This window comes from Maritalea sp. S77 (assembly GCF_049801075.1).
In the GTDB taxonomy this organism is placed as follows: Bacteria; Pseudomonadota; Alphaproteobacteria; order Rhizobiales; family Devosiaceae; genus Maritalea.
Genome location: NZ_JBNAGG010000003.1, coordinates 236,449 through 257,945, shown reverse-complemented (window position 1 = coordinate 257,945; position 21,497 = coordinate 236,449). Strand labels below are relative to the sequence as shown.

Here is a 21,497-nt window from a genome sequence, read left to right as displayed (position 1 = left end):
TTATTCCTCTAATCCCAAAACATCTATCATTGAATAAAGCCCAGCAGGCTTGTCTTTTGCCCAAAGGGCGGCGTGAATAGCACCTTGCGCAAAAACCGAACGGTCTTCGGCAATATGCCCCAATTTGATCCGCTCTTTTTCGCCCGCAAAAATCACATCATGCTCGCCAGTCACCGTGCCACCGCGCAGTGTAGCAAAGCCGATTGTGCCTTCTTCGCGTTCCCCGGTGATACCATCGCGGGTGCGCACGGCCTGCTCAGCCAAATCAACATCGCGACCCTTGGCAGCGGCTTCGCCCAACAGCAAAGCGGTGCCGGAAGGCGCATCCACCTTCATGCGGTGGTGCATTTCTAAAACTTCAATATCAAAGCTTTTAGGCAAGGCCCGCGCGGCCTTTTCCACCAGCGCCGCCAGCAAATTCACACCCAATGACATATTGCCTGATTTCACCAAGGTGAGATGGCCAGCCTGCGCTTCAATTTCAGCATCCTGTTCAGCCGTCCAGCCGGTGGTGCCCACCACATGAATTTTACCTTTGGCCCGCTTGGCCACATCAATCGAAACTTGCGGGGCGGTAAAATCGATAATTGCATCGCTATTGGCCAGTGCCTTATCGAGATCATCGCCGATCAAAATGCCCTGCGGTTCCAACCCGGCCAATTGCGCCGCATCCTTGCCCAAATGTGGGCTGCCTGCGCGCTCCACCGCGGCGCTCAGCACGGCGCCTTTGGTGGCATAAATGGCGCGAATATTGGCACCTCCCATGCGGCCGCCAGCCCCCAAAATCAATATTTTAAGATCGCTCATGAAAGACCTTCTCCATTGCTGGCCCTTTGATAGCCAGAAAATGGGGTGGTGGAAAGGGGAAGAGGCCTAAAACCGTTCGCCAAAAATCATCCGCTCGCCAATAGCGTTCAATTTTTGCTCATCTTCGCTAGTAGCGATGGCGCGCATATCCGGACCCGCTTCACCAAGTGACCACTCTTCAAAACCGTTATGGAGATAATAAGGTCCATTGAAGGGCACAAATTTCCAAGTGAGACCTGCCAAACCCTTAAATTCATTTTCTCGCGCATATTGGCGCATATGGGCGAGCAGACGACGGCCCAGCCCTTTGCCTTGATGGGCGCGGGCAACACAAATTTCCGCGATATAGAGCAAATCATCTACTGGTCTAGCGCGGACAAAGCCAACAGGCAGATCGCGATGCTCAATCAGCCAGAACAGTTCATTCTTGCGCAGATTTTCGGCATAAATTTCTGCCGACAATCCCGTCAAATTCGCTGCGGCATAAGCGCCGCCCATATTGTCGAAACGCTTGGTGGCGTCATGATCGATATCAGATAAAATGGCCGCATCTTCCGGGTCCGCCGGGCGGATATGGGTCACCGCATCATTGGCCGCATGAATTTCATCATTAATGGCACCCGCTGCGGCAAACGGATCATCGGCCTTATAAACGGGACGTCCCACCACAAGGTGCGCCGCGCCTGCTTCAATGGCTTGATAGGGCGTGAAAATACGTTTCTGGTCGTCTGCCGCGCTACCCTTCGGGCGAATGCCTGGCGTTACCGCCATCAGCTTGCCGCCCGACAAATCGCGCACCATTTCAATTTCCTGGGCCGAGCAAATCACCCCGTCAATGCCAAGTTCAGTCGCCTGCTTGGCCCGCCGCGCCACCAAATCGCTCACGCCATAAGCATAGCCAGAGGCTTTTAAATCTTCATCATCCAGCGAAGTCATCACCGTTACGCCAAGCAGTTTGGTGTCGGTGCCTTCCACCGCGCGTTTCGCGGCCGCCATGCAATGGGGTTCGGCGTGGATGGTCACAAAGTCCGCGCCCAGCTCGGCGAGGCCTGCTACGCCCTTTTCCACCGTGTTGGGAATATCGAGCAGCTTCACATCCATAAAGATCTTTTTGCCCGCACGTTTCAGTTCCCGCGCAAGGCCCAGCCCGTCACCGCCATAAATCAACTGATAGCCAATTTTAAAAAACACCCCACGATCATCCATTCGCTCCACCAGCGCCTCCGCTTCCTTACGGGTCGGCACATCAAGGGCGGTGATCAATTGGGGGGTCGCATTGCTCATTTTGGGGGCTCCGGCGGCTAGTGGCGTCGGAGTTGTTGCATCGCACAGTTCGGGAAAAACGGCAAGGATTAATGGTGTTTTATGTTTTTGCCGCCACCGGACACTGCGTGCTCGTCCCCAGCACCCCTGCCCATAGGTGCCGCACGCCAGAGTTTTGCCTATCCTGTCCTCCTCACCAGCGTCACCCCAAGACTTGATCTTGGGGTCCATTTCACACTGGACACAAGGTAGGGTGGCTTTGTTGCGATCGGAAGGGGCGGTATTGCATCACTATTTAGGTGCTTCGCTGTTGCCCTCAAATGGATTGCAAGATCAAGTCTTGCAATGACGGGGGAGGTTGTTCGGGGGACTTTGGCTTCTCTCTCACTCAGCATAGATCTGGGGCGGTTTGGTGGGTGGGGATGCGATGTGACCAGTGTTAGCGAGAGGCAAAAAGGTGGACGAGCGCAGCGAGGCGCCTGAATTTTTTTAGGTATTGCGTCGCCGTTGTTCGCTGCGCTCACTACCTCGGCACCACCGGCAATTTTACGCGCCGCCACCGGACACTGTGTGTCCGTCCCCGGCACCCCCGCCGATGGGTGTCCCACTCCTCAATTGTGTCGGGCATCGCAACACCTTTCACGTCATTACCGGACTTGATCCGGTAATCCATGTAGCGGTTGCGTTAGGTCCAATATTCCAGAGCGACCCAATCAGAGACCAAGCGCTGTTCCGCCCAGTCAAAAGCAAACAAATTGCCACCGCCGGGGGCGCCGAGATGGTGTTGATCTTCGTCGCGTGAAATGGGGCGTTGGGCCAATTGGCATTTGAGCAAAGTGCCAACGGCCCCATGCCCGACAAACAGAACATGCTGGTCAGCCGCCATCTTCATATGATCGTTTACGGCGTAAACTATTCGCCGTTGCGCGTCAATGGCGCGTTCCCAGCCACGAATGGACTGGGTTGGATGCGCGAAAAACTGGGTAGCGACGGCCTCAAACTCATCTTTTGGTAAAAAGCCTGTGGCTGACCGATCATTTTCGCCACAGCGCGGATCGGTTTGAAATTGCAGGCTGTGATGGTCGCCAATAAGCGTTGCCGCATCGATGGCTTTTTGCTCGTCGCTCGAAATGATCTTCTTGATTTGATCGAATATGCCCCGATCGATGGCAGCTTCAATCCGCGTGCGCCCAGTAAAAGAAAGCCCCCATTTGGTCACGTCCAAATGAGGGTCAATCACAACTTCAGGGTGGGTGAGATATAAGGAAGCCAACCTCTATCCTCGCTTAATGCTGGTCAGTTCATCCACCAATTTGTCAGCCCGGGCCTTGATCCGCGGGTCGGCGATTTCGCCTTCTTCATTAAAGGCCGTTGCGCCCATGCCGATGCCTAATGGAGTGGGCGCCATCAAAGCGCTGAGTTTCGACAAAATATCACGCATATGCGAAAGCGCCATCACGCCGGCCAACGCGCCGGAGGAGACGGAGCCAATGCCAAAAATCGCATGAGAAAATGCGCCTTGGCCCTGGCGGGTCAGCCAATCAATGGTGTTTTTAAGAATGGGCGTCACAGAGCCATTATATTCAGGCGAGGCCAGAAAAACGGCATCTGCTTCGGCAAAGCGTTTGGCCAAAGCCAATGCGCATTCTGGTTTTTCGCCTTGCTCCAGATCTTCATTGAACAGAGGCATCGGATAGTCATGCAGATCAATATATTCTGCATCCCATCCCTTTTCCTGTGCGCGGCGCACCATATAGTGCGCCAGCTCCACATTATATGAACCTTGCCGAATGGACCCGGAAACCGCCAAAAACTTAGCCATAATGATCTCTCTTCCTAATTGGCGGCAAACAAACCCATCAGAACGCCCGCGTCAAGCCTTTTAATAAGTTTTTTCTTATTATTTGCTATCAGCGAGGCCTTCGAACAGGCTTTTGATTTTAGAAAAGAACCCATTTGACGAGGGGTTGTTCTCCTTGGTCGACAGATCATCGAACTCTTGCAGCAGCTCTTTTTGACGCTTGGTCAGATTTTGCGGTGTTTCCACATCCATCTGAATATACATGTCACCGACCTGCGAAGAGCGCAGCACAGGCATCCCTTTGCTCTTAAGGCGCACACGCTGGCCCGCTTGAGTGCCCTGAGGCACTTTCACGCGGGCGCGGCTGCCATCGAGTCCGGGCACTTCAAATTCACCCCCAAGCGCCGCTGTGGTCATGGAGATGGGCACACGGCAGAACAGGTCCGCGCCATCGCGCTGGAACAGTTCGTGCGGGCGAATGGAGATGAAAATATATAGATCGCCCGATGGACCACCGCGCATCCCGGCTTCCCCTTCGCCAGAAAGGCGAATGCGGGTGCCGTCTTCAATGCCTTGCGGCACATCTACGCTAAGGTTGCGGTTTTCTTGCCGCCGCCCTTGGCCAGAACAATCTGTACAAGGTTGATCCATGGTTTCGCCCCGGCCGTGACATTGCGGGCAAGTGCGTTCGATGGTGAAAAAACCTTGCGCCGCGCGCACTTTGCCGTGGCCCGAACAGGTGCCACAGGTTGAAAAACCTGTGCCCGGTTTCGCCCCAGTGCCGGTGCAGGTGTCGCATTCTGCCATGGTCGGCACGTCAATTTCGACGGTGCGTCCCTCATAGGCTTCTTCCAGATCAATTTCGAGATTGTAGCGCAGGTCTGAGCCGCGCAATTGCGAATTACGACCGCGACGTTGGCCGCCACCGCCCATAAAATCGCCGAAAATATCTTCGAAAATATCGGACATGGAGGAGGAGAAATCGGCGCCAAATCCGTGGGCACCACCTCCGCCGCCGCCATTTTGAAACGCTGCATGGCCGAATCGGTCATAAGCTGCACGTTTTTGCGCATCTTTCAGCGTGTCATAGGCTTCAGAAACTTCTTTGAATTTGGCCTCAGCTTCATCGTCCCCGGGGTTGCGGTCCGGGTGATATTTCATGGCCAATTTGCGATAAGCTGACTTGAGAGCCTTGTCATCGACAGATTTGTCGACGCCCAAAACCTCGTAAAAGTCACGTTTTTCCATGGCGCTTAAGCTCCAAGATTGATGGCGGGCCCAGCCTTAAACTGACCCCGCCATTTGTGCGCGAGAGGTTTTATGAAGACTTCTTGTCGTCTTCGTCGTCTTTGACCTCTTCAAAATCTGCGTCAACAACGTCATCTGCATTGTCGTCGCCAGCATCTTCTTGGTCGCCATTTTCCTCATCTTGTGAGGCTTGATACATAGCTTCGCCAAGTTTCATGGAGCTTTGAGCAAGCGCTGCGGTTTTCTCTTTGATCACTTCCGCATCGTCGCCTTCAAGCGCTGATTTCAAGTCAGCCAAAGCATCTTCAATGGCTGATTTGGTTTCGTCATCAAGCTTGTCGCCATGTTCTGAAAGCGAGTTCTCGGTTGAGTGCACCAAAGCTTCCGCTTGGTTTTTCGCTTCCACAGATTCGCGACGCTTTTTATCCGCATCCGCGTTGGCTTCCGCATCTTTGACCATATTTTCGATCTCATCATCTGAGAGACCGCCAGAGGCCTGAATGCGGATTTGCTGTTCTTTGCCAGTGCCTTTGTCTTTGGCAGACACATTCACAATGCCGTTGGCATCGATATCGAAGGTCACCTCAACTTGCGGCACACCGCGTGGCGCGGGGGGAATACCCACCAAATCAAATTGGCCGAGCAGCTTGTTGTCTGCCGCCATTTCGCGCTCACCTTGTGAAACCCGAATGGTCACAGCTGACTGATTGTCTTCTGCTGTTGAGAACACTTGGCTTTTCTTAGTCGGAATGGTTGTGTTCCGATCAATCAAGCGTGTGAACACGCCGCCCAATGTTTCGATGCCCAAAGACAATGGTGTCACGTCAAGCAACAGAACGTCTTTCACGTCACCTTGCAACACGCCAGCCTGAATAGCAGCACCCATGGCCACAACTTCGTCAGGGTTCACACCCTTATGTGGCTCTTTGCCGAAGAATTCTTTCACAGTTTCCTGGATTTTCGGCATACGGGTCATCCCGCCAACCAAAACAACTTCGTCAATTTCGGCTGCTGAAATGCCAGCATCTTTCAATGCAGCTTTACAAGGGTCGATGGTGCGCTTCACCAATTCAGCAACCAATTGTTCCAGCTTCGCACGTGTCAGCTTTAACTGAAGGTGTTTCGGGCCAGATTGGTCAGCCGTGATAAATGGCAAGTTCACTTCGGTCTGTGTGGCAGAAGAAAGCTCGATTTTTGCCTTTTCAGCAGCTTCTTTCAAGCGCTGTAGGGCCAGCTTGTCGCCACGCAAATCAATGCCGTTCTCGTTTTTGAACTCGTCGGCCAAATAATCGACCATACGCATGTCAAAGTCTTCACCACCCAAGAAGGTGTCACCATTGGTGGACTTCACTTCAAAAACGCCGTCGCCAATTTCAAGGATCGAGATATCGAAAGTACCGCCACCAAGGTCATAAACCGCGATGGTGCCTGCTTCTTTCTTGTCCAAACCATAAGCAAGCGCAGCTGCTGTTGGCTCATTGATGATCCGCAACACTTCCAAACCGGCAATTTTACCGGCATCTTTAGTGGCTTGGCGCTGGCTATCGTTAAAGTAAGCCGGCACAGTGATCACAGCTTGGGTTACATCTTCACCCAAATAGCTTTCCGCTGTTTCCTTCATTTTCTGAAGGATCATGGCAGAAACTTGTGATGGAGAGTGCTTTTCGCCGCGGGCTTCAACCCAGGCGTCACCATTGTCAGCTTTGACAATTTTGTAAGGCACAAGCTTTTTGTCTTTTTCCACCATTGGGTCTTCGAAACGACGACCAATAAGGCGTTTAATCGCAAAAAGTGTGTCTTCAGGGTTGGTTACCGCCTGGCGTTTTGCCGGCTGACCAACAAGGCGCTCATCTTCTGTGAAAGCCACCATGGATGGGGTGGTGCGGGCGCCTTCCGCATTTTCAACAACTTTTGGCTCGGAACCATCCATCACAGCGATACATGAGTTGGTGGTCCCAAGGTCAATCCCAATTACTTTACCCATTTATTCAACCTCTTTGTTGGCAGACCCACGTCTGACCCCGTTTCCAGCAGTCTTAAATCGGCCCCTTTGGCCGCTCGGGTCCCTTAAGATTTGGAATGCGCCGCCGCACATCCCTTGGTATTGATCGACATATAAGAAGGCCCTTGGCCTGCTTCAAGCGCATAGCCAAGAAATTTTAAAAAAATCTAAGCGCGCTTTTATCTCGATTCAATGACAGGAAAACCTGTCCCCGACTTATCAAACGGGGCTATATAACGACAATCAGACTGAAAAGCGATGGTGGGAGCGATAAAAATGAAATTTTTTCCGGGTCACTTGGAGCAAGGTGAGCAAAAAGAGATTCTATCTCAATTGGTTAGCGCCATTGATCAGGCCCCATTTTTTGTGCCTCGCATGCCCAAAACCGGCAAATCCTTTTCTGTACGCATGACAAATCTGGGCCCATTGGGTTGGGTCGCTGATAAGGAGGGAGGCTATCGCTATCAATCCACCCACCCCGAAACCGGGCAAAGCTGGCCGGAAATGCCGCAAAAATTGCTGCAAATTTGGGATGAATTGACCGGGTGCCCCGTGCCGCCAGAGGCATGTTTGGTCAATTATTATGCCACCACAGCCAAAATGGGCCTGCATCAGGATCGGGATGAAGAAACGTTTGATGCGCCAGTATTGTCAATCTCACTAGGTGACCGGGCACGGTTCAGGCTGGGCGGCAAAACCCGCAAGGACAAAACATCCAGCTTTGAATTATCTTCTGGCGATATTGTTATGCTCGATGGGGAAACCCGGCTGGCCTACCACGGCATAGACCGGGTTTTGCCCCATTCTTCGCAATTGCTCTCGGGCTATCCAGAGCATTTCCCTGATGGAGGGCGCATCAATCTGACCCTGCGGCGCGTAACCGCCTATTCGCCAACGAGGTGATTGTTGTTATGGCCTCGTCTTCTTCCAGCCAATATTTCGACAATTCAGCTTCAGGTGTCGGGCGGCCGAGGTAAAACCCTTGCAACTGGTCGCACTGCAATTCGTGCAACATGTCCACTTGGCTTTCGGTTTCCACGCCTTCTGCCGTCACGCGCATTTCCAACGAATGGCCGAGCGCGATGATGGTAGAGATGACCTGCATCGCTTTTTCATTGCTGGTTTCATCGCCGCCCAAAAACGACCGATCGATTTTGATCTTGTCGAAAGGGAATTGCCACAAATAGCCCAATGATGAGTAGCCTGTGCCAAAATCGTCCATCGCGATGGAGACGCCCAGCTCTTTTAGCTTGTTCAACTGGCTAATATTGCGCTTTGTATTTTGCATCAACAAGCTTTCAGTGATCTCAAGCTCAAGGCGTTTTGGGGGTAAGCCCGTTGTTTTCAGCACTTGCTCCACTTGGGCAACCAAATTGCCGCTTTCAAATTGCATTGCCGACAAATTTACCGCCAGGCGCAAATAATCTGGCCATTTCATTGCGGCTTCGGCAGCCTTAAGCAAAATCGCGAGCCCCAATTCTTCCATAATGCCCATCTCTTCGGCCACCGGGATGAACTTGTCGGGCGAAACAAAATCACCTGAATGATCACGAAGCCGCATCAGGGCCTCAAATCCACAGGCCGACTTGCGCTCGCTGCAATAAAGAGGCTGGAAAAATAAATCAAATGAATGATGTTGCGCGGCGTGGCGCAACAAGGCTTCAAGTTCGCGCCGAGATGCAATTTCAGCTTCCATTGCGCTATTGAAAATCGCATAGCCATTGCGCCCGTCAGTCTTGGCGGCGTAAAGGGCAATGTCCGCCTTCTTCATCAAATCTGTCACATCTTTGGCGTCGTCAGGATAAAAGGCAGCGCCAATGCTGACGGTGGAAATCAAATTATGGTCCTTGATCTCGTAAGGATGCGACATTGATTTTTGAAGATTATCGATGAATTGGCGCATTTCTTCATCATCGGTAAACCGCGTAAAACACGCGAACTCATCGCCACCAATGCGGGCAATCGATTGGAAATTTTGACATTCATATTTCAGCTGCGCCGCAAATTGGATCAGCAACTCATCACCAACATCATGACCATAACTGTCATTGACTTCTTTGAAACCATCAACGTCGATGGCGACAAACGCGATCTTGTCTTGTCCAGCTTTAACCTTGTTAGCGTGCCGCTCCAGCTTGTCTAAAAAGTAGTTGCGGTTGGCAAGGCCCGTCATGGAATCATGCTTGGACAGATAATGAGCACGTTGATCCGCCAAATCGGCCTCTTTGCGGGACCGCACGCTCAAATAGGCTGGGATGCCCACCACAAAAAGGGCTGTTGCCCCCAAGAGAAGTGAAATCTCCCAAATCGCCGTCTGAAACAGAGTAAACCGTTCGGTTTGGTCCACGCGCACCCGCAAAGCATATTGCAGAACGCCATCTTTCAAAACGGGATGGTTCACCTCAGCGTAGTGTAAGGGTTCGTGATGGCCGTCCCCAGCTCCCAACCGCACCGTGTGGCTGGCAAGGTCCACTGCAAGCGTGTGCGTCAAGTTTGCGTGGAATGTGCCGTCAACATGCATGTGAGGCCCAACCATTGCCTCAGCAATGCGTGGTTCACCTTCAACGTCATGTTCATCATGATCATGGTTGGCGGCAAGCCCAGACGTCTCCTCAGGATGAAACTGGTTGGCCTCAAACCGGACCTCGCCGTTTGGTGCCAAAAATTGAACAGAGTAAATATTTCCCACGTCACGCAATTGGCGCAAAATCCGCTCTGTGAGGGAAAAATTGGCCTCGCCCTCAAGCAAGCGCTCAATATTGTGTGTTTGTGTTGCCGCGTTTTCGGCCCACCCAACTCCATCAGCTCGCGCATCTTGCAAGAGCATGTGATTGAGAATGGCCATCATGGCATAAATGCAAGCGGCGATGGCCGAAATTGCCAATAATCCTGCTGCGAAATAAAGTTTTTTGCTTTTCCAGTTAACCGTCATGGAATGCCCCAAATTATAAGTGTAGACATATTAAAAGACGGCTGGGCAAATTGGGTTAACATCGCCTTCAAAGGCAATATAAATTAAAAATAGAGTTAAACGTAAATGAATCGGGGGGTTAAAAGGACCTATGCAACAGGGTAAATGCCAGTGTGGCGCGGTGCAAATTGAGGTGGCTGACCTGCCTCATGAAATAGGTGCATGCTTTTGCGCCGCATGTCGCAAAATCAATGGTGGCGGGCCTTTGCTTGGCGTGCATGGCAACAGTGAATTAAAGGCCAGCGGGCAAGAATTCATTGAAACCTATGTCTCGTCAGACTGGGCGGAACGCGGCTTTTGCAAGAAGTGTGGCACAACGCTTTTTTACCACCTCACCGTGGGCAGCAAAGATTATATTTATTCTGCAGGCCTGTTTGATGATGCTGAATTTGAAATCGCCAGCGAAATATTTGTCGATGCCAAGCCCGCCTATATGGGCTTCTTGAGCGAGAACAGCGTCAAAAAGACAGCGCAGCAAGTCTTTGAGGACGTTAATAAAAACGACGCTTAAGGGAGCCCTTAAGCGTCGTTTCGCACTTCTTTAATGGATAATCGGGCTTTAGACCGATTTATCGATATTGTCGCCCTGGTCAGCCGTGGCGGCTGGCGCCGTTTTCGGACCACCTTTGGCCACGCCCACCATAGCCGGGCGCAACACACGCTCGCCAATCACATAACCGGCTTGCACCACTTCCGTCACGGTGCCTTCCACGGCGTCAGGGTTTGGCACTTCAAACATGGCTTGGTGGAAATGCGGATCGAACTTTTCGCCTTTCGGCTCAATTTTCTTAATCCCATTCTTTTCCAACAGGCGGATCATTTCGCGCTCTGTCATTTCCACGCCTTCGATCAAAGATTTGAAGGTGCCTTCAGCTTCGTCCCGCGCCTCTTGTGGCATGGTCAACAATGCACGAGACAAATTGTCCGTTGCCGTCAACATATCACGGGCGAAATTGGCAATGGCATATTGCCGTGCATCTTTCACGTCACGTTCAGAGCGCTTGCGCAGATTTTCCATTTCGGCAACCGCACGCAACAAGCGATCCTTCAGCTTGGCATTTTCGCTTTCCAAAGCAGAAGTCGGATCCGCAGCTTCAGGCGCATCGGCTTCACCTTGCGCTTGTTCTGCGTCTTGGGTCCCATCCTGAAGTTCGGTTTCGTCTAGCTTTTTATCGTCGTCGCTCATCATTTGGCTTCTAACTCTACATGTTAAAATTCGCTGTTGCCCCGCATATCGACCATTGGGCGATCAATTTCAAGCTTTGTCTTGGCATCAGCCCCGCTTATGGATCAATTTTGACACCACATGGGCCGTATAATCCACTGCAGGCACGATGCGGGCATAGTTCAGTCGCGTGGGGCCAATCACCCCGACAACCCCAACAACCTTGTCATTATGGTCGGTAAAAGGCGACAAAATGACCGACGAGCCAGAAAGAGAGAACAGTTTATTCTCAGAGCCGATAAAAATCCGCACCCCGTCCGCATCGCGGGTGTCCGAGAGCAAATCAATAATTGCCTTCTTGCTTTCCAACTCATCAAACAATTGCCGCACCTTGTCCAATTCCTCATTGGCCATGGTGTCATTGATCAAATTGGCCCGTCCACGCACAATCAAAGTTGGGCTTGCGTCATTATTGTCCTTCGACAAGGTGGCCAGCCCGGCTTCAACCAACGCATTGGTCAAATCATCTAATTCGGTTTGCTGCCGTTGCTGGGCCTTTTCCATTTGCTGCAGCGCTTCTTTCAGCGTGTGACCCACCACAAAGCTCGACAAATAATTGGAAGCTTGCGCCAGCTCACTCATGGTGAGGCCGGGCGGAATGGGGAACACACGGTTCTCCACATGTCCGTCTTCACCAACCATCACTGCCATGGCGAGGTTTTTCTCAAGCTGCACAAATTCAATATGTTTCAGCACGATATCGGCTTTGGGTGCCATCACTAGCCCCGCGCCGCGTGACAAGCCAGAAAGCACTTGGCTGGCTTGGGTCAAAACATCTTCGACCTTTTCATGCTGCGCCACATCGGCAAAATTTTGCGAGATCGCACGGCGCTCCTCTTCATTCACTGCGCCCACTTCCAGCATGGCATCCACAAAAAAGCGCAGTCCCGATTGGGTTGGCGCACGCCCGGCAGAGGTGTGCGGTGCGGCGATCAATCCCAAATCCTCCAGGTCCGCCATCACATTGCGCACAGAGGCAGGGGACAATGAAATATCCAGCGCGCGCGACAATTGCCGCGATCCAACCGGCTCGCCGGTTTCCAGATAGCGCTCAACCAGTCGCCGAAAAATATCCTGCGAACGCGCATTCAGCACAGATAGAAAATCTTGGTTGTTGGTCATATCTCTTTTGCGTTTGATGATCACTGATCTACTATTTAAGCGCTGTTTGCGCCAAGGCCAAGCCCTTGATCAAAACCATGCACCTTGGCCACTGTCCACAAGCCAACGTCGCTAAGTAAAATTCAGCTAAAATTATGCCGAAATTGAGCTGAACTCTTGTAAAATTTCACAAAATTACAGTTTGAGCTCTAGTTCCGCCGGGTTCGGCCTTAACGATCCCTTTACCTTAAGCCGTGAAGCCGCTAAGAGCAGGTTGAAACGCTTAAAGCACAAGGAAAAATCATGCGACCCTCCAAACGCGCGCCCGATGAAATGCGCACCGTCAAAATTGAACGTAATGTGTCCAATCATGCCGAAGGGTCATGCATGATCAGCTTTGGCAACACCAAAGTGTTGTGCACCGCCAGTGTGGAAACCAATTTGCCGCCTTGGCGTCGCGGCCAAGGTTTGGGCTGGGTCACGGGCGAATATGGCATGTTGCCACGCTCAACGGGCCAGCGTATGCGCCGCGAAGCCACAGCGGGCAAGCAATCTGGCCGCACCCAAGAGATTCAAAGGCTTATCGGCCGTTCCCTGCGCGCCGTTGTGGACATGCAGGCGCTGGGTGAAAACCAAATCACTGTTGACTGCGACGTGATTGAAGCCGATGGCGGCACCCGCACCGCCTCCATCACAGGCGCCTTCATCGCCATGTGTGACGCGGTGGCGTGGATGAAAGAGCGTGAGATCGTGGGCGACAATGTAATCCGCGAACATCTCGCCGCCATCTCATGCGGTGTTTATCAAGGCACACCTGTGCTCGATCTTGATTATGATGAAGACAGCGCGGCTGAAACAGACGCCAACTTCGTGATGACAGGCGATGGCAAATTCGTTGAAATCCAAGGCACGGCTGAAGAACAACCCTTTAGCGCTGATGAGCTACAAAGCCTCATCGGCTTGGCCCAAAAGGGCGTGAGCGAATTGGTTGAGCTGCAAAAACGCGCCTTGAACGGGGAAACAATCTAAATGGCACTCACCTTAGAGCGCGGGCAAAAATTGGTGGTCGCAAGCCACAATGAAGGCAAGGTGCGCGAATTGCGCACATTGCTTTCTTCCTTTGGGTTAGAGCTTATTTCCGCCGCAGAGCTGGATTTGCCAGAACCCGAAGAAACCGGCACCACCTATCAAGAAAATGCCGAACTCAAAGCATTGGCCGCCGCCAAAGGCGCAAATCTTTGGGCCTTGGCCGATGATTCAGGCTTAAGCGTTGACGCGCTGGATGGCGCGCCAGGCATTTATTCTGCCCGTTGGGGTGGCCCAGAACGCGACTTTGGCAATGCCATGGTGAAGGTGCACACTGAATTGATGCAAAAGGGCGCAATGGGCCCGGGCCAGCGCACAGCGGACTTTGTGGCCGTGCTGTGCTTGGCGACGCCCGAAGGCGAAACCGAATGTTTTGAAGGGCGTGTTTCCGGCAGCTTGGTATGGCCGCCCCGCGGCGACAAAGGCTTCGGCTATGACCCCATGTTCCTGCCCGAGGGACACACCCGCACTTTTGGCGAAATGACTGAAGATGAGAAACACGCTTGGGCGCCAGATAAAATTGGCTTGTCGCACCGTTCGCGCGCCTTCTCCAAATTTGTAGAGGCCTGCTGCATTGGCTGATTTTGCCACCGATCCCGAACTCTTCGGCGTTTATGTCCATTGGCCCTTTTGCGCTGCCAAATGCCCCTATTGCGACTTCAATTCGCATGTGCATCGCGGCCCGTTTGATGAAGTGGCCTATGTGGATCGCTACATCAAAGAGATAGAGCATCAGGCACAATTGGTACCAGACCAAGTGGTCAGCTCCATCTTTTTTGGCGGCGGCACCCCGTCCTTGATGGACCCGCGCAGTGTTGAGCGGATCATTTCGGCAATCAACCAAAATTGGCGCTTGGCCAACAATGTGGAAATCACGCTTGAGGCAAACCCCACCAGCGTCGAGCAAGACAAGTTTCAAAACTACCGTCTTGCCGGGGTCAACCGCGTGTCGCTTGGTGTGCAAAGCCTACGGGCGGAACCATTGGCGGCGCTGGGGCGCATGCATTCAGTGGATGAGGCCAAAAAGGCGCTGGATCTTGCGCGCACCACGTTTGATCGTTTCTCGTATGACTTGATCTATGCAAGGCCGCACCAAACGCTGAAGGAGTGGGAAGAAGAGCTGTTGGAAGCACTCTCCATCGCTGACCGTCACATCTCGCTCTATCAACTGACCATCGAAGAAGGCACCCGCTATTTTGACCTGTTTCAGGCTGGAAAATTGCAAATGCCTGACAGCGATCTCGGCGCCCATTTTTATGAGCTCACGCAAGAAATTTGCGAAGATCACGGGCTGCCAGCCTATGAAATTTCCAACCATGCGCAGCCGGGTGAAGAAAGCCGCCACAATCTGATTTATTGGCATTATGGCCAATATGCAGGCATTGGCCCCGGCGCCCATGGCCGCTTGGTTGTGGCCAACAAACGCATCGCGACTTCAACTGAACGCATGCCCTTTAAATGGGCTGAGCGGGTGGATGAAAATGACATAGGCTTTGTTGAATATGATGCGCTGTCGCGCAGCGAACAGGGCGACGAATATTTGCTGATGGGCCTGCGGCTTAAAACCGGCATTGACCCACTCCGCTTCCAAAAATTGGCGGGCCATCCGCTGAAGTCAGAGCAAATCGAACATTTGATGGGCATCGGCTTTATCGAATATCTCGACAATGGCAACTTGCGTGTCACCGATAAAGGCTTTCCGGTACTCGATGCGGTTGTGGCAGATCTGGCGGCATAGGGGATTTTTTGCCGCCACTGTGCACCATGCGCCCGTTCCCGGCACCCCGGCTCTTTTTATGTTGCCGCCACCGCACGCCACGCTCCAGTCCCCGGCGCACTTGGTATTTTTTCCTGCCGCCGTCGTTCGCTTCGCTCACTACCACGGCACCCCCGCCGATTGGTGTCTTTCAACGATTTTGTGCAGGTGAGAGAAAAGGGGGAGGAGTAAAGGCCACCTGTTGCCCGCGTGCCCGTGCAGACAAGGCGACAACGCCGCCGACGGGCGCACCTGCTGGTATTGTGCAAGGCGTAGCAACCCCTTCTCACGTCATTACCGGACTTGATCCGGTAATCCATGTAGCAGTTGAGATTTGGCATTAAAGCATGTCAGCGGTGCCACTTCGCATGTTCTGCTTGGATCCCGGATCAAGCCCGGGGTGACGAGATGCTGTGCCGCCGATGACGAGACTTACAAAAAGGGTGGACGAGCAGGGCGAGGATCCCGGCCCACCGTTTGGGCCCGCCAAACCCCACAAAATACATCTAAATCGGATTGCGTTTGAACGTGTTGAGCTCTCTGGGCGAGCGAATGTGGATGATGCGGCAGGTTTTTGCACGTTCGCTTAGTTCCGCCAAAAGCTTTGGCCGAAGTACGCGGTGCACGTGCCACATCATTTTATAAAGTCGAAACGTGACAGGCAGCATGGGGCATCCGTTGGGACCATCGGGGCGACCAACGAAAATCGACTTGATCTGGCGTTTGGTGGTCCACCAATAATGTAGCCAGAGGGGATGATCGACAAAAATAATGGTGTCAGAAGCCTTCAAGCGCTCAACAACGCTGTCCCATGGGCCGAAACCATCAATCAACCAGCGATCTTGCGATAGCGCACTTTGATGCGCGCAGTTGAACGTGGCTTTAGGCGTTGGCACCCAACCGGGTTGCCATTGCAAATGGTCAATCGAAATGTTGGGAAGGTCATGTGCTGCGCAAATGGCGGCGCAAAGTGTAGACTTTCCGCCACCCGCATTTCCAATCACGCTAACCCGAGTCATCGCAAATTACTGCGAAGCCACAACGTTTGCGCTTGGCATTTTGGCGCTGTCCACCACGCGGCTGCCGCCCAGTTCTACCTGTTTGATCACCAAGGCATGTTCGTTGGTGCCATCATTGCCAAAGCGGAACACGCCATCTTGGCCAGAAAAGCCGCTGGCGCGGGTTAGCTGATTGCGGTCATATGGTGGCGTTGAGGTGGCCAGGCTGGAAGAGTTGGCCAACAACACGGACGTGTAGGCAAATGTGACCATTGGGTGCGGTGTTGTGCCATAAAGCGCTTCATATTCAGGCTTAAGTTTATCATATCCTGCGCCATCGACAGCAGGGAAGAATGCGCCAGCCAAAAATGGTGTTTGGCTGATTCTGTCGTCCCCATCCCAATCGGCAGAGCCGAGGAATGTGAGGCTGTTTTTGTCGATCTGAGCTGATTCAAGCAGCACGGCGATAGAGGGGGCAGTGGCCCGATCTGGAATAAACAAGGCATCAATTTGCCCGGAGAGCAAAAATGGCACCACTTGTTCAACGGCGGTGCGCGCCTCAGTTTCGTTTGAGAACTGATAGATGCCTTGAATGTTGGCCCCGCTTTGAGATGCAGCCACACGGAAGGCACCTTCTTGAATTTGACCAAAGGCCGTACGCGGCACGATGGCAGCAAAGCTTTTGCGGCCAAAGCGTTGTGCATATTGAATGGAGCGTTTCACTTCGGTTTCAGGCAACACATTGAGCAAATAAATGCCAGATGCAGCGGCACCCGAATTGTTGGAATAGCCGATCAGCGGCACACCGGACGAACGCGCCACAGCGCCAGCAGCCCGCACACTGTCAGACCGCAGCGGCCCCAGAATGAGGCTTGCGCCTTCGGTGATCGCCTCTGCAGTGGCCGAGCGAGCGGTGACGGCGCTGCCGCCAGTATCTTTAATCACAATTTGCACGTTGCGGGGGAAACCGGCAGAACTGTTGATCTTATCAATTGCCATTTTGGCGCCATTGCGCATGGAGGTGCCCACTGTGGCCAAGCCTTCATTACCTGAAAGCGGCAACAACATCGCCACGCGAACATTGCCTTCGCCGATGATCTCGCCTTTGGCAGGCGGCAAATTCGATTGGTTGCTCAAATCCGGGCGGTTCAAACCCCGGTCAAGACCAGAGGACGGGCCAAAATTGAAATCAGGTGTACAACCCAGCATGGCGACGCCCGCCCCAATGCTGGCCAGATATTTCAGGCCCCGTTTCAATGATGTACCTGTGATTTTATCGGCTGCAGCGCGAATAAATGCCATGCCCAAACTCCTATTTGGTTTATGCCACCGCCTTTGTGCACAAACCTTATTTCAACATCGTTCCAAAATGTGCCAAATGACACTGATGACGATGCTTGTCCCCGATGCGCGATACACTATAGTGTGAGCGCTTAACAGCTGAAATCAACATATATTTAGGAATTGAGCAAATTCTATGGCGCAATTATCCCCGGATCGACGCTATTTTATCGGCGAACATGGCATGAATGCGTCGAAAACCCCGCCGGGCCTTTATATTGTGGCCACACCCATCGGCAATCTTAAGGACATTACGCTGCGGGCGCTTGAAATTTTGGCAGGCGCAGATTTGATTCTGTGCGAGGACACACGCACCTCAGCAAAGCTACTTTCTGCCTTTGGCATCAAAACCCCACGCAAAGCCTTGCATGAACATAATGAGAGCCAGATGGCGCAACATATTGTTCAACAGGTGCAAAATGGCCAGGCTGTAGCCCTGATTTCAGACGCAGGCACGCCGCTCTTGTCCGACCCCGGGTTTCCGCTGGTGCGCGAGGCGGCAAAGTCTGACATTGATGTGATTGCATTGCCGGGGGCGTCAGCTTTGTTGGCGGGGTTGGCTGTGGCCGGTTTGCCCACGGACCAGTTTTCGTTTTTAGGGTTTTTGCCGACAAAACAAATGGCGCGCAAGGACAGGTTAAAAGAACTGGTCGCCCGACCGGAAACCTTGGTGTTTTATGAATCGCCCAAACGGGTGGCCGCCAGTTTGGCCGCAATGGCGGTGGTTTTTGGGGAGCACCGCCCAGCGGTGGTGGCACGGGAAATCACCAAAAAATTTGAGACCATATATCGCGGCAGTTTGGCTGAACTGGCCGCCGAGTTTGAGGGACAGAATGTCAAAGGCGAATTGGTGATCTTGCTCGACGGGGCCAGCATGGACGCCCCACCCAATGAGGATGAATGGCAAAAAATATTGGCGGATCGGCTTGAAGAAATACCCTTGCGTAGCGCCGTTGATGAAGTGGCCCAAGGCTTTGGGCTGAAGCGCAAACAGGTCTATCAAGCGGCGTTGGACCTAAAGAAATGACACAGCGCCGCCAAAAAGCTGAGCGTTTTGGACGCAAAAGTGAACGGGTGGCGGAGATATTTTTGCGCTTAAAGGGCTATCGAATTTTGGCGCGTCGGGTAAAAACCCCTTTGGGCGAGCTGGATCTGGTGGCGAAACGCGGCAAATCCCTTGTTTTCATGGAAGTGAAAGCCCGGCGCGGCCCGGGCGCATTGATGATGGCGATCGAGCAAATCAAGCCGCATCGCTATCGCCGGGCGGCGCAATATTGGTTGGCCAAAAATGAGCAATATGCTAGCCATCAACAACAATTTGATGTGATCGGGCTTGCGCCGTGGCGTTGGCCCGTCCATATCCAAAATGCCTTTGTGGCAGAAGATTCATATGAAGGGTGAGACGCGCCTTATGACCGATAAAAAATTGAAAATTGCCGTGCAAATGGACCCCATTGCCGCCATTGATCCCGCAGGCGATTCCAGCTTTGCCATGATGCTTGAAGCACAGCAGCGCGGTCATGAGGTTTATTATTACACCCCGGCCACATTGAGCTTGGAAAGCGGTGTGGTGAAAGCCGAAGTGGCGCCCGTCAAACTCTTTGACGATCAGGATCATTGGTTTGAGCTTGACCCGTCAGCATTGCAGGATTTGAGCATTTTCGACGTCATCTTGCTGCGCCAAGACCCGCCATTTGACATGCATTACATTACCACCACCCATTTGCTGGAGCGGTTGCATCCAAAAACACTGGTGGTGAACCATCCAGATCACGTGCGCAACGCGCCGGAAAAGATCTTGGTGACCGATTTTCCTGAGCTAATGCCGCCCACGCTGGTAACGCGCGATCGCAAGCAAATCCAAGATTTCCGTGCGCGCCACGGCGATATCATCATCAAGCCGCTTTATGGCAATGGCGGCGCTGGCGTGTTCTTGCTGCGCCAAGACGACCACAATCTGGTGTCATTGTTGGAAATGTTCGAAATGAGTTTCCGCGAACCCTTTATGATCCAGCAATATCTGCCGGATGTGCGCAAGGGCGACAAGCGCATCATCATTATCGATGGCGAGCCTGTGGCTGGCCTCAACCGCATTCCAGCGGAAGGTGAAAGCCGCTCCAACATGCATGTAGGCGGTCGCCCTGAATTGAGCGAACTCACCGCGCGTGAAAAAGAGATCTGCGCTGCCATCGCCCCGGCATTGAAAGAGCGCGACTTTATCTTTGTGGGCATTGATGTGATCGGCGACTATCTCACCGAAATCAATGTGACCTCGCCCACGGGCATTCGAGAAATCAAACGCTTCGGCGGCCCCGATATAGCCGCGCTGATTTGGGATGCGATTGAAAAACGCCGCTAAGCGTGCCAGACTTCATTTGTTTGGGGCGTTTAAGGGCTGATCGCGTATGCCAATTGAGACATTTCTGGTGTCATTCACCACATATTTTGCCACCATTGGGCCGGCAGATATTGTGGTGTTATTTGCAGCGCTAACAGCGGGTGCAACTGCCGCTGAACGCCGGGCCATGGTGTTTAAAGGCGTGGTCATTGGCGGCGCGGTGCTTCTATTTTTCGTATTTTTTGGCGAACCCTTATTGGCCATCTTCGGCATCAGCCTGCCTGCCTTGCGCACGGCGGGCGGCATCCTGTTGCTGCTCATCTCCATCGATATGGTGTTTGCGCGCTCATCGGGCGGCACCTCCACCACAGATGAAGAAAATGCCGAAGCTGCATCATCATCAGATATTTCGGTTTTCCCATTGGCAACGCCGCTGATCGCAGGGCCGGGGGCAATTGGGGCCACAATTCTTTTGATGGCCGACGCCAGCGGCGACCCGCCACGGCAAGTGGCCGTTGTTGCGGGGTTGCTGCTGATCCTGATGCTCACCTATTTGTTTTTGCTGGGCGCAACGCAATTGCAGCGCATTCTCGGCTTCACCGTGTTGCATGTGATTTCGCGCATTGTGGGCGTGTTGCTCGCGGCGCTGTCGGTCCAATTTATCTTTGATGGCTTGATGACCAGTGGCCTTTTGGGCCGTATGAGCCTTTAGATAATCCCAACCTATCGCTTAGTCGGGCAGATAGGGGATCAAATCTGTCATCACGCCGGACTTTGCGCGGGTGCTGGCGGAGCCTTCCATTTTCTGATCATCTTGGCGCAGGCGCACAAATATTCGGCGCTGATTGCCTTTTTCTGCCCAGCCCACATACCAGCCATAGGGATGTGCCCGGTCCAGCGCACCATTTTTCAAGCGTGGATAGGCCATGCCGGTTTTGCCAAAAACCTGCCAGCCATTGACCATTTGGGTCGGCATGGCGGCGCGGCTATGGGCATAGGCGGCCTCGGAAACGGGCAAGTTGCGATTGATGTAGCGGGCAATGAATTGCAATTGTTCGCGCGGCGAGATGGCAAGTGACGAGGCAATCCACGCACGCTCCAGCCCGTTATTTTTGCCGGGATCTCCCGAAAAGTCGCCATTGCCATAGCGAAAATCATGAGCGTAATTTGTCAGCTTTTCGGCGCCCATTTCTTTGGCGATCAATTGCGAGTACCAAACCACGGAATAGGTCAGCCAATCTGTGGGGTCCGTCTCGCGCTGCCAGTTTTTGCCGCCCCACGCGGCATAGCCTTGCTTGAAGGCCCATTTGGGCGTGTGCGGATCTTTCAAAATGCCGTGATCAAACGCCATGATCGCCAGCGCCAGTTTGAAGGTGGAAGCCGGGGTAACGCGGTCATCGCATTTGCCCTTTTCGGTCAAAATCACATTTTTAACCGGATCAGCAATCAGGGTGCATATATGCCCTGCATAAGCCGAAGGTGCCCAAAAACTTGTCGCTAAAATGAATAAAGTGGCACGTTTAAAACGCATGAAAGAATACCCCAAATACAAGGCCCAAA

The 21,497-nt window shown here is 52.9% G+C and carries 21 protein-coding genes and 1 pseudogene; 9 read left to right on the top strand and 13 right to left on the bottom strand.

The window, feature by feature from the left end; translation table 11 throughout:
• The 7 genes and pseudogenes from dapB to dnaK form a co-directional block, all read right to left on the bottom strand.
• Positions 1–807 (bottom strand): 4-hydroxy-tetrahydrodipicolinate reductase, encoded by an 807-nt coding sequence (gene dapB, locus ACP15Y_RS12010; protein ID WP_424983327.1) that lies wholly within the window; start codon positions 805–807, stop codon positions 1–3.
• A 66-nt stretch (positions 808–873) separates the two neighbouring features.
• Positions 874–1,305, bottom strand: coding sequence for a GNAT family N-acetyltransferase (locus ACP15Y_RS12005; protein WP_424983539.1), 432 nt, complete (start codon positions 1,303–1,305; stop codon positions 874–876).
• A 90-nt stretch (positions 1,306–1,395) separates the two neighbouring features.
• Positions 1,396–2,091: pseudogene (gene pyrF, locus ACP15Y_RS12000) on the bottom strand (orotidine-5'-phosphate decarboxylase); the annotation flags it as partial.
• Positions 2,092–2,755: 664 nt separating this feature from the next.
• Entirely contained in the window at positions 2,756–3,343 is a 588-nt protein-coding gene (locus tag ACP15Y_RS11995) for a histidine phosphatase family protein (protein WP_424983326.1), read from the bottom strand.
• A 3-nt stretch (positions 3,344–3,346) separates the two neighbouring features.
• On the bottom strand, positions 3,347–3,892 hold the full coding sequence (locus ACP15Y_RS11990; RefSeq protein WP_424983325.1) for an NADPH-dependent FMN reductase: 546 nt from the start codon (positions 3,890–3,892) through the stop codon (positions 3,347–3,349).
• Between the two features lie 78 nt (positions 3,893–3,970).
• On the bottom strand, positions 3,971–5,119 hold the full coding sequence (gene dnaJ, locus ACP15Y_RS11985) for a molecular chaperone DnaJ (protein WP_424983324.1): 1,149 nt from the start codon (positions 5,117–5,119) through the stop codon (positions 3,971–3,973).
• Positions 5,120–5,189: 70 nt separating this feature from the next.
• The gene (gene dnaK / locus ACP15Y_RS11980; protein ID WP_424983323.1) at positions 5,190–7,103 is read right to left on the bottom strand and encodes a molecular chaperone DnaK; all 1,914 of its coding nucleotides are present in this window, start codon (positions 7,101–7,103) and stop codon (positions 5,190–5,192) included.
• Between the two features lie 294 nt (positions 7,104–7,397).
• On the opposite strand from dnaK, the gene ACP15Y_RS11975 reads away from it, so the two are divergent.
• The gene (locus tag ACP15Y_RS11975) at positions 7,398–8,024 is read left to right on the top strand and encodes an alpha-ketoglutarate-dependent dioxygenase AlkB family protein (protein WP_424983322.1); all 627 of its coding nucleotides are present in this window, start codon (positions 7,398–7,400) and stop codon (positions 8,022–8,024) included.
• Here the strand turns inward: ACP15Y_RS11975 and ACP15Y_RS11970 are convergent.
• Positions 7,978–10,053 carry a putative bifunctional diguanylate cyclase/phosphodiesterase gene (locus tag ACP15Y_RS11970; RefSeq protein ID WP_424983321.1) on the bottom strand — a complete coding sequence of 692 codons (2,076 nt, stop codon included), beginning with the start codon at positions 10,051–10,053 and terminating at the stop codon, positions 7,978–7,980. The two genes, ACP15Y_RS11975 and ACP15Y_RS11970, sit on opposite strands and share 47 nt — an antisense overlap.
• A gap of 130 nt (positions 10,054–10,183) precedes the next feature.
• Between ACP15Y_RS11970 and ACP15Y_RS11965 the strand changes: the two genes are divergently transcribed.
• On the top strand, positions 10,184–10,603 hold the full coding sequence (locus tag ACP15Y_RS11965; protein WP_424983320.1) for a GFA family protein: 420 nt from the start codon (positions 10,184–10,186) through the stop codon (positions 10,601–10,603).
• 48 nt (positions 10,604–10,651) lie between these two features.
• Here the strand turns inward: ACP15Y_RS11965 and grpE are convergent, their stop codons facing one another.
• Positions 10,652–11,278 (bottom strand): nucleotide exchange factor GrpE, encoded by a 627-nt coding sequence (gene grpE, locus ACP15Y_RS11960; RefSeq protein ID WP_424983319.1) that lies wholly within the window; start codon positions 11,276–11,278, stop codon positions 10,652–10,654.
• A gap of 87 nt (positions 11,279–11,365) precedes the next feature.
• The gene (gene hrcA / locus ACP15Y_RS11955) at positions 11,366–12,439 is read right to left on the bottom strand and encodes a heat-inducible transcriptional repressor HrcA (RefSeq protein ID WP_424983318.1); all 1,074 of its coding nucleotides are present in this window, start codon (positions 12,437–12,439) and stop codon (positions 11,366–11,368) included.
• Between the two features lie 282 nt (positions 12,440–12,721).
• Here hrcA and rph point away from each other — a divergent pair, with 282 nt between their 5' ends.
• Genes rph through hemW form a run of 3 tightly spaced genes read left to right on the top strand, consistent with a single transcriptional unit; the run spans position 12,722 to position 15,242 of the window.
• Complete coding sequence (gene rph / locus ACP15Y_RS11950; RefSeq protein WP_424983317.1) at positions 12,722–13,447, top strand: ribonuclease PH; 726 nt, start codon at positions 12,722–12,724, stop codon at positions 13,445–13,447.
• On the top strand, positions 13,448–14,086 hold the full coding sequence (gene rdgB, locus ACP15Y_RS11945) for an RdgB/HAM1 family non-canonical purine NTP pyrophosphatase (protein ID WP_424983316.1): 639 nt from the start codon (positions 13,448–13,450) through the stop codon (positions 14,084–14,086).
• A complete protein-coding gene (gene hemW, locus ACP15Y_RS11940; RefSeq protein ID WP_424983315.1) occupies positions 14,079–15,242 on the top strand; it encodes a radical SAM family heme chaperone HemW in 1,164 nt (387 codons plus the stop codon). Before rdgB ends, hemW begins: the two co-directional genes overlap by 8 nt.
• A 524-nt stretch (positions 15,243–15,766) precedes the next feature.
• On the opposite strand, the gene ACP15Y_RS11935 is transcribed toward hemW, so the two are convergent.
• Together ACP15Y_RS11935 and ACP15Y_RS11930 are read right to left on the bottom strand one after the other, a co-directional pair.
• Complete coding sequence (locus tag ACP15Y_RS11935; protein ID WP_424983314.1) at positions 15,767–16,279, bottom strand: flagellar protein FlaR; 513 nt, start codon at positions 16,277–16,279, stop codon at positions 15,767–15,769.
• A 6-nt stretch (positions 16,280–16,285) separates the two neighbouring features.
• Entirely contained in the window at positions 16,286–17,560 is a 1,275-nt protein-coding gene (locus tag ACP15Y_RS11930; RefSeq protein WP_424983313.1) for a penicillin-binding protein activator, read from the bottom strand.
• A gap of 175 nt (positions 17,561–17,735) precedes the next feature.
• Here ACP15Y_RS11930 and rsmI point away from each other — a divergent pair, with 175 nt between their 5' ends.
• Genes rsmI through ACP15Y_RS11910 form a run of 4 tightly spaced genes read left to right on the top strand, consistent with a single transcriptional unit; the run spans position 17,736 to position 20,649 of the window.
• The gene (rsmI, locus tag ACP15Y_RS11925) at positions 17,736–18,626 is read left to right on the top strand and encodes a 16S rRNA (cytidine(1402)-2'-O)-methyltransferase (RefSeq protein ID WP_424983312.1); all 891 of its coding nucleotides are present in this window, start codon (positions 17,736–17,738) and stop codon (positions 18,624–18,626) included.
• Complete coding sequence (locus ACP15Y_RS11920) at positions 18,623–19,000, top strand: YraN family protein (protein WP_424983311.1); 378 nt, start codon at positions 18,623–18,625, stop codon at positions 18,998–19,000. The genes rsmI and ACP15Y_RS11920 overlap by 4 nt, the downstream gene beginning before the upstream one ends.
• Positions 19,001–19,010: 10 nt before the next feature.
• Positions 19,011–19,958: a glutathione synthase gene (gene gshB, locus ACP15Y_RS11915; RefSeq protein WP_424983310.1), complete on the top strand. Its 948-nt coding sequence runs from the start codon at positions 19,011–19,013 to the stop codon at positions 19,956–19,958.
• A gap of 46 nt (positions 19,959–20,004) precedes the next feature.
• On the top strand, positions 20,005–20,649 hold the full coding sequence (locus tag ACP15Y_RS11910) for a MarC family protein (protein ID WP_424983309.1): 645 nt from the start codon (positions 20,005–20,007) through the stop codon (positions 20,647–20,649).
• A gap of 18 nt (positions 20,650–20,667) precedes the next feature.
• Here ACP15Y_RS11910 and blaOXA read toward each other — a convergent pair whose 3' ends face one another.
• Positions 20,668–21,468, bottom strand: coding sequence for a class D beta-lactamase (gene blaOXA / locus ACP15Y_RS11905; protein WP_424983308.1), 801 nt, complete (start codon positions 21,466–21,468; stop codon positions 20,668–20,670).
• Positions 21,469–21,497 lie beyond the last annotated feature (29 nt).

What these genes read in the sequence shown, in the direction of transcription:
- rsmI (WP_424983312.1), top strand. Translation starts at nt 17,736, where the DNA reads ATGGCGCAATTATCCCCGGATCGACGCTATTTTATCGGCGAACATGGC.
- ACP15Y_RS11910 (WP_424983309.1), top strand. Translation starts at nt 20,005, where the DNA reads ATGCCAATTGAGACATTTCTGGTGTCATTCACCACATATTTTGCCACC.
- ACP15Y_RS11965 (WP_424983320.1), top strand. Translation starts at nt 10,184, where the DNA reads ATGCAACAGGGTAAATGCCAGTGTGGCGCGGTGCAAATTGAGGTGGCT.
- ACP15Y_RS11920 (WP_424983311.1), top strand. Translation starts at nt 18,623, where the DNA reads ATGACACAGCGCCGCCAAAAAGCTGAGCGTTTTGGACGCAAAAGTGAA.
- gshB (WP_424983310.1), top strand. Translation starts at nt 19,011, where the DNA reads ATGACCGATAAAAAATTGAAAATTGCCGTGCAAATGGACCCCATTGCC.
- dnaK (WP_424983323.1), bottom strand. Translation starts at nt 7,103, where the DNA reads ATGGGTAAAGTAATTGGGATTGACCTTGGGACCACCAACTCATGTATC.
- blaOXA (WP_424983308.1), bottom strand. Translation starts at nt 21,468, where the DNA reads ATGCGTTTTAAACGTGCCACTTTATTCATTTTAGCGACAAGTTTTTGG.
- rdgB (WP_424983316.1), top strand. Translation starts at nt 13,448, where the DNA reads ATGGCACTCACCTTAGAGCGCGGGCAAAAATTGGTGGTCGCAAGCCAC.
- rph (WP_424983317.1), top strand. Translation starts at nt 12,722, where the DNA reads ATGCGACCCTCCAAACGCGCGCCCGATGAAATGCGCACCGTCAAAATT.
- ACP15Y_RS11990 (WP_424983325.1), bottom strand. Translation starts at nt 3,892, where the DNA reads ATGGCTAAGTTTTTGGCGGTTTCCGGGTCCATTCGGCAAGGTTCATAT.
- ACP15Y_RS12005 (WP_424983539.1), bottom strand. Translation starts at nt 1,305, where the DNA reads ATGGGCGGCGCTTATGCCGCAGCGAATTTGACGGGATTGTCGGCAGAA.
- ACP15Y_RS11975 (WP_424983322.1), top strand. Translation starts at nt 7,398, where the DNA reads ATGAAATTTTTTCCGGGTCACTTGGAGCAAGGTGAGCAAAAAGAGATT.
- ACP15Y_RS11970 (WP_424983321.1), bottom strand. Translation starts at nt 10,053, where the DNA reads ATGACGGTTAACTGGAAAAGCAAAAAACTTTATTTCGCAGCAGGATTA.
- grpE (WP_424983319.1), bottom strand. Translation starts at nt 11,278, where the DNA reads ATGAGCGACGACGATAAAAAGCTAGACGAAACCGAACTTCAGGATGGG.
- dapB (WP_424983327.1), bottom strand. Translation starts at nt 807, where the DNA reads ATGAGCGATCTTAAAATATTGATTTTGGGGGCTGGCGGCCGCATGGGA.
- dnaJ (WP_424983324.1), bottom strand. Translation starts at nt 5,119, where the DNA reads ATGGAAAAACGTGACTTTTACGAGGTTTTGGGCGTCGACAAATCTGTC.
- ACP15Y_RS11930 (WP_424983313.1), bottom strand. Translation starts at nt 17,560, where the DNA reads ATGGCATTTATTCGCGCTGCAGCCGATAAAATCACAGGTACATCATTG.
- ACP15Y_RS11935 (WP_424983314.1), bottom strand. Translation starts at nt 16,279, where the DNA reads ATGACTCGGGTTAGCGTGATTGGAAATGCGGGTGGCGGAAAGTCTACA.
- hrcA (WP_424983318.1), bottom strand. Translation starts at nt 12,439, where the DNA reads ATGACCAACAACCAAGATTTTCTATCTGTGCTGAATGCGCGTTCGCAG.